The sequence below is a fragment of the Variovorax sp. IB41 genome (assembly GCF_016405905.1).
Lineage (GTDB): Bacteria > Pseudomonadota > Gammaproteobacteria > Burkholderiales > Burkholderiaceae_C > Variovorax.
This window is the reverse complement of record NZ_JAEFCB010000009.1, coordinates 1-14,039: the sequence shown is the minus strand read 5'-3', so window position 1 is coordinate 14,039 and position 14,039 is coordinate 1. Positions and strand designations below refer to the sequence as shown.

The following is a 14,039-nucleotide window of genomic DNA, read 5'->3' as shown; positions in this document are numbered from 1 at the left end:
TCCTCAGAGCATTGCCCAGCCGCCATCGACGGGCAGGTCGACGCCGGTGATCTGGCGCGACACGTCGCTGGCCAGGAAGAGGCAGACGTTGGCCACGTCCGCATCGGTGGAGACGCGGCGCAGCGCGTAGTCGGCCGCGTGGCGCGTCATCGCTTCTTCCAGCGTGATGCCGAGTTTTTCGGCCATGTTGGCGCACACCTTCTCGCGAAAGCGCGGTCCGTCGACCATGCCGGGCGCGACGCAGTTCACATTGATGCCGTGCGGCCCCGCCTCCAGCGCAAAGCTCTTTGTGATGCCGCGCAGGCCCCACTTGGAGGCCGAGTAGGCCATGCGGCCGGCGCGCCCACGCATGCCGAAGGTGCCGCCCACGTTCACCACCTTGCCGCTCTGGCGCGCGACCATGCCTGGCAGCACGGCGCGCATGGTGTTGAAGCAGCCGGTCATGTTGAGCTGCACGATCTCGTCGAACTCCTCGGTGGTGGTTTCCCAGCCGGTCTTGCCGATGGGTCCCGAGCCGCCGGCCACGTTCACCAGCACGTCGATGCGGCCGAAGGCTTCCAGCGCATGCGCCGCCAGCGCCTCGGTCTGCGCGCCCACGGTGAGGTCGCAGGGCACGACGATCGCCTGGACGCCGAGCGCGCGGGCTTCCGCCGCCACGGGCTCGATGGCGCCGGTGTCGCGCCCGGCCAGCACGAGCCTGGCGCCTTCGCGCGCGAAGGCCAGCGTCACGGCGCGGCCCATGCCCTTGGCCGGGCCGGTGATGAGCGTCACCTTGTCTTTGAGTTGCAGGTCCATGTCGTTTCTCGCTTTCAGTTCGATGCGTTCGATGTGTTCAATGTCTTGGAGGGGCGCTCGGCGCGCGCGGGCAGGAAGCCGCGGTCGAACACCTCGGCCGGTGCCGGCGTGCGCGGCAGCTGGTTGGCGTCCACCACGATGTCGATGGACTTCTTCAGCCGCGCGTCGTCCACGTCGCCCAGGCCGATGCGTGCCACTTCGGGGTGGCTCATGTCGTTGCGCAGGGTGGCGAAGAGCTTTTCCTTCTCGACCTCGCGCTTGAGCAGCGGCTCGCGCTTCATGACGTGGTCGATGCCCATGTCCGGGTCGGCGATCACTTCCTTGACCGCCCGGTTCAGCGCCTTCACGAAGCCTTGCACCGCCTTGGGGTTCTCCTTGGCGAAGGTGCGCGAGAAGAACACGGCGTTGGAGTACAGGTCCATGCCGTTGTCGCCGTAGCGGATGAAGCGCAGGTCCTTCGCGGGATCGAGCCCCATCGCCTTGGCGCTGAAGCTCACGGTGGTCACGTAGCCGAAGGCGGCGTCGATCTGCCCACGGGTGAGCATCTGCTCGCGCAGGTTGGGCGCCATGTTGGTGAGGGTCACCTTGGCCGCGTCGATCTTGGCGAGCTTGGCGAAGGCCGGGAACAGCTTCAGCGCGCCGTCGTTGGCCGGGCCGCCGACGGTCTTTCCTTCCAGGTCCCTGGGCGATTTGATCGGGCTGTCCTGCTTCACCACGATCGTGAAGGGCGGCGTGTTGTAGAGCATGTAGACCGCCACCGGCGCATCGGCCGGGCGCTTGGATGCGAGATCGATCAGCGCGTTCAGGTCGCCGAAGCCGGCCTGGTAGGCGCCGGCCGCGACCTTCGGGATCGAGGCGGCGGAGCCCTCGCCCTGGTCGATCTGCACGTCCAGGCCCTCGGCCTTGAAGTAGCCCTTGTCCTGGGCCACGAAAAACCAGGCCTGCGGGCCTTCGTACTTCCAGTTGAGCACGAGCTTGAGCGGCACCTGCGCGGCGGCGCAAGTGGCCGCCAAGGCCAGGCCGGCGGCGCCCAGCGAAGCGAGCGCGCGAGCGAGGCGCGGCTTGGAAAAGAAAGATAACGGCATGCGAAGGACTCCTAGCGTTTCTTGGAGGGAGAGGACAAAGAAGAAAGCGAATCGAGCAGCGACTCGGCGGTCGCAACGAACCCGTGCAGCTGCTGCACGATGAAATGAATGCCGCGCGTGACATAGGCGGGCGACGAGGTGCCGCACGCATCCTTCAGCAGCACGCAGTCGTAGCCGAGGAAGTTCGCGTCCTGCAACGTCGAGAACACGCAGCGGTCGGTGTTGATGCCCGCGAACAGCAGCGTGGTGATGCCCTGCTGGCGCAGGATGCTGTCGAGCTCGTTGTCCCAGAAGCCGCTCAGGCGGTGCTTGTGGACGGTGATGTCGCCGGGCGCGCCGGCCAACTCGTCGATCACCTGCGCGCCCCACTCGCCCTGCACCAGCGAAGGCCCGTGGTCGATGGGCGAATGCTCGGCGTAGCCGACGCCATCGGCGCTGCGCTTGCCCTTGAACTGCACCGTGGGCGACAGGTTGAGGCGGTCCGCGCGGATGCCCCAGTTGAGCCACACCACCGCGCCGCCGGCCGCGCGCCACGCCGGCAGCAGGCGGGCGATGGCCGCGATCGGCTTGCGCGCCGCGCGGATGCCGATGCCCTTCTGGGCGAACCAGCCCTCGGGGTGGCAGAAGTCGTTCTGCATGTCGATCACGACGAGCGCGCTGCGCGCGAGGTCGAACTCGATCGGCTGCGGCTCGGCGGGCATCTGCACCGGCAGCGGCCGTTTCGGTGCGCGCACCAGGCTGACGCGGCCACCGGCCAGCGTCCATGCGTTGTGGGGCACCGGGCCGAAGCGGGCGGACGGTTGCTCGGTGTTGGTGCGCGAAGGTGCGGATCGGCGTGTCATGCGATGCGGGCACGCAGCCGACGTGCCAGAAGGTGCTCTCGATCCGTACCGATTCACGTACTGTGCGTTGCCGTTGCGGCAACACGCAGCGCGGCATTCGTGGCGCGCTTCGTGCAACTGCAGCGGGCATGAACCACCTTCGCTTCCTGCGCTACGCCGACGAAGTCGCCCGCGCCGGCTCCATCCGCCAGGCGGCCGAGCGCCTGCATGTCGCGCCCTCGGCCGTCAACCGCCGCATCCAGGACCTGGAGGAAGAGCTGGGCACGCCGCTCTTCGAGCGATTGCCGCGCGGCATGCGGCTCACCGCGGCGGGCGAGCTGTTCGTGCGCTACATCCGCGGCCGCGCGTCGGAACTGGACCGCGTGCGCTCCGAGATCGAGGAGCTGCAGGGCTTGCGGCGCGGCGCGGTGCGGCTGGTGGCGAGCCAAGCGCTCGCGCCGCGCTTCCTGCCGGCCGCCATCAACGACTTCGGCCGCACGCATGCGCTGGTGGGTTTCGATGCGCGCATCGGCGATCACGTGCAGGCCGCGAGCGCGCTGCGCAGTTTCGAGACCGACCTCGCGCTGGTGTTCAACCTCGCGCCGGAGGCCGACATCGAGCGCGTGTGCGCGGTCGAGCAAAAGCTCATGGCGATCATGCACAGGCGCCATCCGCTCGCGAAGGCCAAGACCCTGCGCCTGCGCGACTGCGCCGACTTCCCGGTGGTGCTGCCGAACCGCGACACGGGCGGACGCCAACTGCTCGAGCGCTTTCTCGCGCGCAGCTCCACCTCGATCCGCGCCATGGTGGAGAGCAACAGCTTCGAATTTTTGCGCGGCTGCCTGTACGACGGCCAGTCGATCTCGTTCCAGATGGCCATCGGCACCTGGACCGACGACCCCAACATCGTGGCCCGTGACATCGAGGACCGCGGCTTTCCGCGCGGCGAACTGGTGCTGGCCAGCCTGCGCGGGCGGCAGCTGCCGGTGATCGCCTATGCCTTCGCGGAGTTCCTGCGCAAGCGGCTGGCCGAACCCTCCGGCGAGGATTAACGCGAGAGCGCGGGCAGCGCCTTCTCCAGCGTCGCCACGAAAGCCTGCATCGCCTCGGTCTCGTGCGCGCCGCGCTTGGCGATGCGATAGAAGTCCAGCCCTACTTTCGGCTTGACCAGCACGTCGGTGCGCACGCGGTGCCGCCGGCAGGCCGCGAGCGCGAAAGTCGGCATCACCGCGGTGCCGAAGCCAGCCTCCACCATCGAGATCAGCGTGCCGAAGAAATTGAAGGTGGGCCGCTGCGCATCGGCGCGGCCGATGGTGGCCACCAGGTGCTGGTCGATCACCTTCTGGATCGGGTTGCCCGGTGGCAGGCCGATGAGCTCGGCGGTGCGCAGCGCGGACCATGGCACCGTGCCGATGGCCGGCGCTTCATCGGCCTCATCTGCAGACGCCGCCACCCGCATCAGGTGAAAGCGTCCGACCGGCGTGCGCTCCAGGCCCGCCGCGGCCTTGAAGAAGAAGCCGAGGCCCACATCGGCATCGCCGGCCGCGACCATCGCCTCGACATCGCGCAGGTCGGCATCGAAGAGGCGCAGGCTCACCTGCGGATGCGCCTGGCGGAACGTGGTGAACACCTGCGGCAGCAGGTGCGACGACACCAGCGGCGTGGCCGCGATGCGCAAGGTCTGGCGCGCTTCGTCGCCTTCGGCACCGAGCTGCGCGGCCACGTCGTCGAGGTCGGTGACGAGCCGTTCCACCACCGGCAGCAACCGCCGCCCCGCGGGCGTGAGGTTCACCACGCGCGTGGTGCGGTCGAAGAGCCGGCAGCCCAGCTGCTTTTCCATCTCGCGGATCAGGATGCTCAGCCCCGCCTGCGTGATGTGCGCCTGCTCGGCCGCGCGCGTGAAGTTGCCCAGGCGCGCGACCTGCAGAAAGGCGCGCATCTGGCGGGTCGAAAGGTTCATAAGGATTCATGATAAATCCATAGCACATCTAAATTTCACAAATGGCGAACTTCCGTTCCCAATACGGCTGGAGACAAACGCAACCCATTCGACAGCCATGAACGACAAGCAAGTGATCATCCTGGGCGCCGGCATCGGCGGCCTGACCCTCGCGCTGAGCCTGCACCAGGCCGGCATTCCCTGCCGCGTGTACGAGGCCGTGCCCGAACTCAAGCCCATGGGCGTGGGCGTGAACCTGCTGCCGCATGCGGTGCGCGAGCTGACCGAACTCGGCCTGCTGCCGCAGCTGGACAAGGTGGGCGTGCGCACGAAGGAGTCGATCTTCTTCACCGAGCACGGCCAGCTGATCTTCCAGGAAGCCGCGGGCGAGCACGCGGGCTACGGCTGGCCGCAGTTCTCGATCCATCGCGGCGACCTGCAGACGGTGCTGCTCGAAGAGACGCTCAAGCGCCTGGGCCCCGACAGCGTGGTCTGCAACCACCGCTGCACCGGCGTCGCGCAGGATGCGGGCGGCGTCACCGTGCACTTCGCCGATGCGCCCACCGTGCAGGATGTGCGCGGCGCCGTGGCCATCGGTTGCGACGGCATCCACTCGGCCTTGCGCAAGCAGCTCTATCCGAACGAAGGCGCGCCGCGTTACTCGGGCGTGAACATGTGGCGCGGCACCGCGCGCTGGAAGCCCTTTCTCTCGGGCGCGAGCATGGTGCGCGCGGGCTGGCTCGCGGTCGGCAAGATGGTGATCTACCCGATCCGCAACGACATCGACGCCGAAGGCCACCAGCTGGTGAACTGGGTCGCCGAGATCCACGCGCCGCAGCCCGCGATGCGCGACTGGAGCCGTGCCGGCCGGCTCGAGGACTTTCTCCCCGCGTTCGCCGACTGGCACTTCGACTGGCTCGACGTGCCCGCGCTGATCCGCGCCTCGGACACCATCCTGGAGTACCCGATGGTCGACCAGGATCCGCTGCCGCGCTGGACGCACGGCCGCCTCACGCTGCTGGGCGACGCCGCGCACCCGATGGTGCCGCGCGGCTCCAACGGCGCGGGGCAGGCGATCATCGATGCGCGCTTTCTCGCAGGCGCGCTCAAGGACCTGGGCGTCGGCACCGCGGCGCTCGAGGACTACGACCGCGTGCGCGTGAAGGCCACCACCAACGTGGTGCTCACCAACCGCAGCAACCCGCCCGACGCGATCCTGCGCGAAGTGTTCGAGCGCTCGGGCGGAAAGCGCTTCGGGCAGATCGAGGACGTGGTGAGCCGCGCCGAGCTGCAGGCCATTTCGGACAACTACAAGCGCGTGGCCGGCTACGACCCGGTGGCGCTGAAGGCGCGCGCCTCGTACCTCTGAGCGCCGGCACTTCTCGATCACAGAACAAGACGGAGACCAACCCATGCGATTCATCACCAAGACCCTCGCCACCCTGCTCGTCGCGGCGAGTGCCGCCGCAGCCCATGCCTGGCCCGACCAGCCGATCACGCTCGTCGTGCCCTACACGCCGGGCACCGGCATCGACCTGGTTGCGCGCCAGCTCTCGGCCCGCCTGCCCGCGCTGCTGGGCCAGCCCGTGATCGTGGAAAACCTGGCAGGCGCCAGCGGCAACATCGGCAGCGAGAAGGTCGCGCGCGCCAAGCCCGACGGCTACACGCTGATGGTGCAGGTCAACACGCTGGTGATGAACCGCAGCCTCTACAAGTCGCTCGGCTACGACCCGGTAGCCGACTTCGCGCCGGTGTCGCTCACCTCGTGGGGCACGCTGCTGCTGGTGACCAACCCGAACGTGCAGAAGGCGACGTCGGTCGCACAGATGGTGAGCGCGGCCAAGGCGGAGCCGGCCAAGCTGACCTACGCCACGCCGGGCGTGGGCACGCCGCATCACCTGTCGATGGCGCTCCTGATGCAGGGCACCGGCACCGACCTGCTGCACGTGCCCTACAAGGGCACGGCCGGCGCGGTGACCGACCTCCTGGGCGGGCGCATCGACTACATGTTCCTGCCGGTGCACGTGGCGCTGCAGCACATCCAGGTCGGCAAGCTCAAGGCCATCGCCACCGGCAGCAGCAAGCGGCTGCCGCAACTGCCCGATGTGCCCACGCTCGCCGAGGCCGGCGTGACCGCCGACAACGTGGACATGTGGTACGGCGTGCTCGCGCCCAAGGGCACGCCGCCCGAGGTGGTCGCGCGGCTCAACAAGGAGATCGCGGCGGTGTTGAAGCAACCCGACGTGGCGAAGTCCTTCGAGTCGCAGGGCATGGTGCCGGCGAGCTCGACGCCGGCGGAGTTCGGGGCGCTGGTGAAGAAGGATGCGGACCGGTGGGCGGGGGTGGTCAAGCGCGGGAACATCACCGCGGACTGAATCCCCTCAGCGCGGCGCCGTCTTGCCCGCGTGCCGCGCCAGATGCACCTGGTGCAGCGTGATCTTGCGCACCTCCGCCTGGCTGGTCTCGATGTGCGCGCGCAGCAGCATCGCGGCCTGATCGCCGCGGTTCGCGCGAATCGCCTTGAGGATCTTCGCGTGCTCGTCATAGGTCGCCTCGATGCGCGGCTGCTGCGTGAAGTCGAGCCGGCGGATGATGCGGATGCGGTCGGTCACGTCGCTGTGCACGCGCGCCATCTCGGCGTTGCCGGCGGCCGCCACGAGCGAGCAGTGAAAGGCTTCGTCCCACTGCGCGACCTGGGCGGTGTCGGTGCTGCGCTCGGCCGCGGGCACGAGCCAGATGCCGGCCAGCGTGTCGAGCAGGCTGCGATCGACGCGGTGGTCGGCTTCGCAGATGCGATGCACCGCGGTGGTCTCCAGCACCATGCGCAAATCGTAGAGCTGCTCGAACTGGTCGAAATCGAACGGCAGCACGCGCCAGCCGCTGCGGAACAGCACCTCCACGAAACCCTCCTGCTGCAACCGGAAGAGCGCCTGCCGCACCGGCGTGCGCGACACGCCGAGCCGGTCGCTGATCTCGTTCTCGGTGAAGCGGTCGCCGGGCACGAGGATGAACTCGGCCACGTCGCGCTTGAGCTGCGCGTAGACCTCGTCGGCGCGTGTACGAAAAACGGCCGCATCGGCGGCGGCTGCGGGCGCGGGGGGTGCTGGGCGGGGTCGGACGGTAGACACGTGGGGGATGGTAGTCGCTGGCGCCGGCTTCACGCCGCGTGGTTCAGCGCGGCGAGCAACGCCGCGCTCGGCGCGGTCCAGCCGACGATGGCGCCCTGCGCGCGGATCATGTCGAGCGTCGCCGCCTTGAAGGCCGGGAAGTAGCTCTCGGTGCAGTCCTCCAGCAGCAGGCCGTCGTAGCCGCGGTCGTTGGCCTCGCGCATGCTGGTCTGCACGCAGACCTCGGTGGTGACGCCGCCGAACAGCAGGTGCGTGATGCCGCGCTGCTGCAGCAGTTCGTGCAGATCGGTCGCGTAGAACATGCCCTTGCCGGGCTTGTCGATGACGATCTCGCCCTCGACCGGCGCGAGCGCGTCGATGATCTGGTTGCCGGGCTCGCCGGCCACGAGGATGCGGCCCATCGGGCCTTCGTCGCCGATGCGCAGGCTCGGGTTGCCGCGGCTTCGCTTGGCGGGCGGACAGTCCGAGAGGTCCGCCTTGTGCGCCTCGCGCGTGTGGACCACCAGGCCGCCGGCCTTGCGCCATGCCGCCAGCGCGGCCTTGGTTGCAGGAACGATCGCTTCGAGCAGCGACACGTCGTTGCCCAGCGTTTCGCCGAAGCCGCCGGGCTCGATGAAATCGCGCTGCATGTCGATGAGGACCAGCGCGGTGTCCTTCAACGCGAACTCGTAGGCGAAGGGGTTGGCTTCGATGCGCATGCTGGCTCCGTTCAGTGGTGTCCACCGCCCATGTGCGCGCCGATCACGTGGCGCTCGGCACCGGCGGCCGGGGTCTCGAACACGATCTTTCCTTCGCTCATCACGACGATGCGGTCGGCCAGCTCGAGCAGTTCGTCCAGGTCTTCGCTGACCAGCAGCACCGCCCCGCCCTTCTCGCGCACCTGCACGATGCGCGCGTGAATCTCCGCGACGGCGGCGAAGTCCAGGCCGAACACGGGGTTCGCGGCGATCAGCACGTTGATGTCGCCGGCCAGTTCGCGCGCGAGCACCGCACGCTGCACATTGCCGCCCGAGAGGCTGCGGATCGGCGCGCCCTCGCCCTGCGTCTTGACGCCGTATTCGGCAATCCACTCGCGCGCACGACTTCGCCAGTACGGAAAGTTCAGCACGCCGCCGCGCGACAGGGGCGCCCTGTCGAAATCGCGCAGCGCCATGTTCTCGGCCACGCTGAGGTCGCCGACGCAGGCATTGCGCAGCGGCTCCTCGGGAAGGCTGCGCACCTTGAGGCTGCGGTTCTCGGCACGGCGTGCGTTGTACGGTTGGCTCATCACGGTCACGCGGCCGGCCAATCGTGGGCGCTGGCCGACCAGGGCTTCGACCAGCTCGCGCTGTCCGTTGCCGGAGACGCCTGCAACGCCGAGGATCTCGCCGGCACGCACGGACAGGCTCAGGTCATGCAGCGCGAGCGTGCCGCGGTCGCCCTGCGCCTTCAGGCCCTCGACCTTCAATGCAACCGGCGCCGCATGGGCCACGGGTTTCCTCACGACAGGCGATGAAGCCGGCGCGGCAACGGCCGCGTCTTCGCCACCCATCATGGCCTCGGCCAATTGCGCCGGGCTCGTGTCCGCCACGCGGCAGTGGTGCACCGCCTTGCCCCTGCGCAGCACCGTCACGCTGTCCGCATAGGCCATCACCTCGCGGAACTTGTGCGTGATGATGAGCACGGTGCACAGGCCACTGCGCGCGAACTCGCGCACATGGCCCAGCACCTCGTCGGCCTCCTGCGGCGTGAGCACCGAGGTGGGCTCGTCGAGGATCAGGAGGCGCGGCTTCAGGTACAGCTGCTTGAGCAGTTCGAGCTTCTGCTTCTCGCCCGCCGCGAGCTCCGACGGTCGCACATCGAGGTCGAGGCTGAAGGGCGTGGTTGCGAGAAACGCCTTCAGTTCCGCGCGCTTGGTCTTCCAGTCGATCAATGCGGGCGTCTTGCCGCCGGCCAGCAGCAGGTTCTCGGCCACCGTCATGCCCGGCGCGAGCGTGAAGTGCTGGTAGACCATGCCGATGCCCAGCGCGCGCGCGACGATGGGATTGGCGATGTCCTGCTCGCGTCCGTCGATCAGGATGCTGCCCTCCTCCGCGCGCTGGAAGCCGGCCACGCACTTCACCAGCGTGCTCTTGCCTGCACCGTTCTCGCCAAGCAATGCGTGGACTGTGCCGGGCTCGACGCGCATGGTCACCTTGTCCATTGCGGTGAAGGCGCCGAAGCGCTTGGTCAATTCGTAGGTGTCGAGCGCAAGGGCGCCGCTGCCCGCGGGCAGTGCGCCGATGGCGTGAGGAACTGCGGTCATTGGAGTGCCTCCGTGCTTCGCACTGCGGTGCGAGCTTGCTTGGGGTGGCCCGGCGCGGCGCTCATGCGTGCATCAGCCCAGCGCGGCCAGCAATTGCTGAGAGGTGGAGTGCGCGCCGAACACGCCGCCCTGCATCGTGATCATCTTCAGCGCGGCCAGGTGGTTGCCGTGGTCGGTGGCGGCCGTGCAGTCGGACAGCAAGAGGCACTCGAAGCCGCGGTCGTTCGCATCGCGCATCGTGGTGTGCACGCACACGTCGGTGGTGATGCCCGCGAGGATCAGGTTCTCGATGCCGCGCGTGCGCAGAATGAGCTCCAGGTCGGTCGCATAGAACGAGCCCTTGCCGGGCTTGTCGATCACCACTTCGTCGGGCAGCGGCGCCAGTTCGGGAATGAGCTCCCAGCCCGGCTCGCCGCGCACGAGGATGCGCCCGCACGGGCCGTCGTCGCCGATGCCTACGCCGTTGGCGCCGATCTGCCGCGAGCGCCAGCGCTTGTTGGCCGGCAGGTCCGCGAGGTCGGGCCGGTGGCCTTCGCGCGTATGGATGATGTGAAAGCCCAGCGGCCTCAAGGCGGCGAGCGTGCGCGCGATCGGCTGGATCGGCGCCTGCACCAGCGAAAGGTCGTAGCCCATCACGTCGACGTAGCCGCCCTTGCCGCAGAAGTCGGTCTGCATGTCGATCACGATCAGCGCGGTGTTCTCCGGGCGCAGGTCCCCGTTGTAGGGCCAGGCGTAGGGCTCGGCCGCCACGTGGCGTTCGGCGATTGCAGTGGTCATGGCCGTGTTCATCCTTGGTAATTGCGTTCCGGCGGCGCGAAGCCGCAGCCGGTGCCGTCGGTCACCTTCACGTCGGCGCTCCACGGCAGCCTGTAGGTGCCGGCGGCCATGTCGTGCATGTAGGTGTAGGGGCAGTCCTGCGCGCCGCCCTTCACCGCGACGTAGCCGCGGTGGTAGAGCTGGTAGATGTTGTTCTCCACGCCCCAGCCGGTGCGCGCCTCGCGCACGAGGTCGGGCCGCAGCTCGGCGGTGATGATCTCGTCCACGCGCCCGCCGCCCTCGGCCAGCACCGTGCCGTCGAAGTTGCAGAACATGCCTTCGCCCATCGAGTCGAAGCTGCCGTCGCTGCCGGTGAGGCACACGCTTGCGGTGTAGGCGAGGTTGCAGAAGGCGTTGGACTGGTTGGTGATCTTCCACGCATGGCGGATCGGCGCGGTGTAGCCGGCCGTGCGCAGGATGATGTCGGCGCCCTTGTACGCAGCCTCGCGCGCCATCTCGGGGAACATGCCGTCGTGGCAGATGATGAGTGCGAGCTTGCTGCCGTTGGGCCCGTCGCACACCGGAATGCCGAGGTTGCCCGGCTCCCAGGGCTCGACCGGCACCCACGGGTGCAGCTTGCGGTAGTAGAGCTTGATCTCACCCTGGTCGTCGATGATGAGCCCGCTGTTGTACGGGTTGCCGCCGGGGTTGGCCTCCATGATCGAGAAGCAGCCCCAGATGCGGTGTTCGACGCACGCGTTCTTGAAGGCCGCGACTTCGGGGCCGTCGAGCGTGCACATGATCTCGGGGTTGGTGTCCATCGAGAGGCCGTGCAGCGCGTACTCCGGAAACACCACGAGGTCCATGGTCGACTGGTTGCGGCGCGCCTTGCCCACCATCTCGCAGATGCGCTGCGCCTGCGCGGCGAGGTCGGCCGGCGTCTTCACGTTCGGCAGCTGCAATTGCACCAGCCCGACGACGACGCCGTGCGCCGATTTGTTGAGGCCACCCAGACCGCTCATGGTGTTCAGTTCCTTGTCGATGAAAGTTCGCCCGGGCTGCCGATGGCGGCGCTCCCCGGCTTGCAGGTGAGCACCAGGATCACCAGCGTGAGCACATAGGGCACGGTGTTGAAGAGGTGGTAGCCCCAGCCGATGCCGATGGATTGCAGCGCGGGCCCGATGGCCCCCGCGCCGCCGAAGAGAAAGGCCGCGCCCACGCAGCGCAGCGGGCTCCAGCGCGCGAAGATCACGAGCGCGACGGCGATGAGGCCCTGGCCGCTGGAGATGCCCTCGTTCCAGCTGCCCGGATAGAACAGCGTGAGCGATGCGCCACCGAGCCCGGCGATGAAGCCGCCGGCTGTCGTCGCCGCGATGCGCAGCCCCGAGACCGAGTAGCCGAGCGCGCGCGTGGCCTGTGCCGAATCGCCGGCCATGCGCACCAGCAGGCCCGCGCGCGTGCGGGCGAAGCCCCACCAGAGCAGCACCGCGAGCGCCACGCCGATGGGCACGAGCGCATTGAGCTGCAGCGCCGAGCGCACCACCGTGTTGTCGCTCCAGAAGCCCAGCGGAATCGCGGGGATCTGCGGCGCCTGCGGCTGGATCAGCGGCTTGCCCAGGTAGAACGCGAGGCCCGTGCCGAGCAGCATCAATGCGATGCCGGTCGCCACATCGTTGACGCGATCGAGCGAGCACAGGAGGCCGTGCAGCAGCGCGAGCACCGCGCCCGCCGTTGCGCCGATCAGCACGCCGAGCCAGGCCGAGTCGGTGAGGTACGCGCCGCCGAAGGCCGCCATCGCCGACAGCACCAGCACGCCTTCGAGCCCGAGGTTGATGCGGCCCGATTTCTCGGTGAGGCATTCGCCCAGGCTCACGAAAAGAAAGGGCGCGCCCACGCGCAGCGCGCCGCCGACGATGCCGGCCACGAGCGCGATCCATTGGTCGGCGGTCATGCCGGGCTCCCCGAAGCACGGAACAGGCGCGCGCGCAGCGCCTTCCAGTCGATCATGCGCAAGCCCTCGCTCGCCAGGATCAGCACGAACGCGATGCCCTGCAGCACCAGCACCGACGCATCGGGCAGCCCGAGCCGCCGCTGCAAAAGGCTCCCCGCCGCGCCGAAGCCGCCGAACAAAATCGCCACCGGCACGATGGCCACCGGGTTGTGCCGCGCGATGAACGACACGAGGATGCCCGCGTAGCCGTACCCCGCGATCAACGAAGCGTTGGCGTTGGTGTGCACCGCCGCCACCTCGATCGCGCCCGCGAGCCCCGCGCACGCGCCGCCCAGCGCGCAACTGCCCAGGATGAGCCGCGTAGCCGGCAGGCCCACGAGCTGCGCGGTGCGCGGATTGCCGCCGACCACCCGCACCGAAAAGCCCGAGGCGGTCGCGCGCAGCCACCAACCGAGCGCAAGGCAGACCACCACGCCGATCGCCAGGCCCCAATGCACGTCGGAACCGCCGATGCCGCCGATCAGCAGCCCGTCGTTCAGCGCGTACGTCGATGGCTTGTTCAGGCTCGCCGGATCGCGCAGCGGCCCCTCGACCAGGTGCTTGAAGATGCCGATCGCGATGTAGGCCAGCAGCAGGCTGCTGATGGTCTCGTTGATCCCGCGGTACTGGCGCAGCCACCCCGCGAGCACGATCCACAGCGCACCGGCGAGCGCCCCCGCGATGCAGACGACCACCGTGCCCACGACGTTGCCGGGCAGCGGCACCGCATGCGCGAGCGCCGCGCAGGCCAGGCCGCCCAGCACCAGCGCGCCTTCGCCGCCGATGACGATCAGCCCCGCGCGCGCCGGCAACGCCACGCACAGCGCGGTGAGCATCAGCGGCGCCGCGCGCTGCAGCGTGTTCTGCCACGAGAACCAGTCGCCGAACGCGCCCTTGAAGAGCGTCGCCCATACCTCCACCGGATCGACGCCGGCGAAGGCCACGAGCACGCCGAACAGCAGCAGCGCCGCCGCGATGGCGAACACCGGCAGGGCGAATTCCTTGAGGGCGCTGCGCATGAACCTGGACCTCAGGCCTGGCCGATGACGCCTTCGACGAGGTAGTTCATCTTCTCCAGCTCCAGGTCCGTCTGCTTCAGGACCTTGCCGGCCGGCACCACGACCGCGCCCTTGTTGTCCTTGATGCCGTCCTTGAAGATATCGAAGGTGCCCGCGATCATCTTGGCCTTGATGTCGTCGGCCTGCTTCTTCGCGGCGTCCGGCACCATCGGGCCGTAGGCG

General features: G+C 68.8%; 14 protein-coding genes and 1 pseudogene. 3 read left to right on the top strand and 12 right to left on the bottom strand.

Features of this window, described 5'->3' with window-relative positions:
- Window positions 1-3: 3 nt before the first annotated feature.
- Genes JC881_RS17395 through JC881_RS17385 form a run of 3 tightly spaced genes read right to left on the bottom strand, consistent with a single transcriptional unit; the run spans window position 4 to window position 2,722 of the window.
- On the bottom strand, window positions 4-795 hold the full coding sequence (locus JC881_RS17395; protein ID WP_198786966.1) for an SDR family NAD(P)-dependent oxidoreductase: 792 nt from the start codon (window positions 793-795) through the stop codon (window positions 4-6).
- A 14-nt stretch (window positions 796-809) separates the two neighbouring features.
- Window positions 810-1,880 carry an ABC transporter substrate-binding protein gene (locus JC881_RS17390; protein ID WP_198786965.1) on the bottom strand — a complete coding sequence of 357 codons (1,071 nt, stop codon included), beginning with the start codon at window positions 1,878-1,880 and terminating at the stop codon, window positions 810-812.
- Window positions 1,881-1,891: 11 nt separating this feature from the next.
- Entirely contained in the window at window positions 1,892-2,722 is an 831-nt protein-coding gene (locus JC881_RS17385; protein WP_198786964.1) for a cysteine hydrolase family protein, read from the bottom strand.
- A 128-nt stretch (window positions 2,723-2,850) separates the two neighbouring features.
- Between JC881_RS17385 and JC881_RS17380 the strand changes: the two genes are divergently transcribed.
- Window positions 2,851-3,753 (top strand): LysR family transcriptional regulator, encoded by a 903-nt coding sequence (locus JC881_RS17380; protein WP_198786963.1) that lies wholly within the window; start codon window positions 2,851-2,853, stop codon window positions 3,751-3,753.
- Here JC881_RS17380 and JC881_RS17375 read toward each other — a convergent pair.
- Window positions 3,750-4,661, bottom strand: coding sequence for a LysR family transcriptional regulator (locus tag JC881_RS17375; RefSeq protein WP_198786962.1), 912 nt, complete (start codon window positions 4,659-4,661; stop codon window positions 3,750-3,752). The two genes, JC881_RS17380 and JC881_RS17375, sit on opposite strands and share 4 nt — an antisense overlap.
- Before the next feature lie 97 nt (window positions 4,662-4,758).
- Here JC881_RS17375 and JC881_RS17370 point away from each other — a divergent pair, with 97 nt between their 5' ends.
- Window positions 4,759-6,009, top strand: coding sequence for a flavin-dependent oxidoreductase (locus tag JC881_RS17370; protein ID WP_198786961.1), 1,251 nt, complete (start codon window positions 4,759-4,761; stop codon window positions 6,007-6,009).
- Window positions 6,010-6,052: 43 nt separating this feature from the next.
- A complete protein-coding gene (locus tag JC881_RS17365) occupies window positions 6,053-7,015 on the top strand; it encodes a tripartite tricarboxylate transporter substrate binding protein (RefSeq protein WP_198786960.1) in 963 nt (320 codons plus the stop codon).
- Between the two features lie 6 nt (window positions 7,016-7,021).
- Here the strand turns inward: JC881_RS17365 and JC881_RS17360 are convergent, their stop codons facing one another.
- From JC881_RS17360 to JC881_RS17325, 8 genes and pseudogenes are all read right to left on the bottom strand, one after another.
- Window positions 7,022-7,768, bottom strand: a complete 747-nt coding sequence (locus JC881_RS17360; protein ID WP_198786959.1) for a GntR family transcriptional regulator — start codon at window positions 7,766-7,768, stop codon at window positions 7,022-7,024.
- A gap of 29 nt (window positions 7,769-7,797) precedes the next feature.
- Window positions 7,798-8,466, bottom strand: a complete 669-nt coding sequence (locus JC881_RS17355) for a cysteine hydrolase family protein (protein WP_198786958.1) — start codon at window positions 8,464-8,466, stop codon at window positions 7,798-7,800.
- An 11-nt stretch (window positions 8,467-8,477) separates the two neighbouring features.
- A complete protein-coding gene (locus JC881_RS17350; protein WP_198786957.1) occupies window positions 8,478-10,052 on the bottom strand; it encodes an ABC transporter ATP-binding protein in 1,575 nt (524 codons plus the stop codon).
- A 72-nt stretch (window positions 10,053-10,124) separates the two neighbouring features.
- On the bottom strand, window positions 10,125-10,841 hold the full coding sequence (gene biuH, locus JC881_RS17345; RefSeq protein ID WP_443083355.1) for a biuret amidohydrolase: 717 nt from the start codon (window positions 10,839-10,841) through the stop codon (window positions 10,125-10,127).
- Complete coding sequence (locus JC881_RS17340) at window positions 10,838-11,830, bottom strand: formamidase (RefSeq protein WP_198786955.1); 993 nt, start codon at window positions 11,828-11,830, stop codon at window positions 10,838-10,840. The genes biuH and JC881_RS17340 overlap by 4 nt, the downstream gene beginning before the upstream one ends.
- A 5-nt stretch (window positions 11,831-11,835) precedes the next feature.
- On the bottom strand, window positions 11,836-12,759 hold the full coding sequence (locus JC881_RS17335) for an ABC transporter permease (protein WP_198786954.1): 924 nt from the start codon (window positions 12,757-12,759) through the stop codon (window positions 11,836-11,838).
- Window positions 12,756-13,817 (bottom strand): ABC transporter permease, encoded by a 1,062-nt coding sequence (locus tag JC881_RS17330; RefSeq protein WP_198786953.1) that lies wholly within the window; start codon window positions 13,815-13,817, stop codon window positions 12,756-12,758. The genes JC881_RS17335 and JC881_RS17330 overlap by 4 nt, the downstream gene beginning before the upstream one ends.
- Before the next feature lie 11 nt (window positions 13,818-13,828).
- Window positions 13,829-14,039: pseudogene (locus JC881_RS17325) on the bottom strand (BMP family ABC transporter substrate-binding protein); the annotation flags it as partial.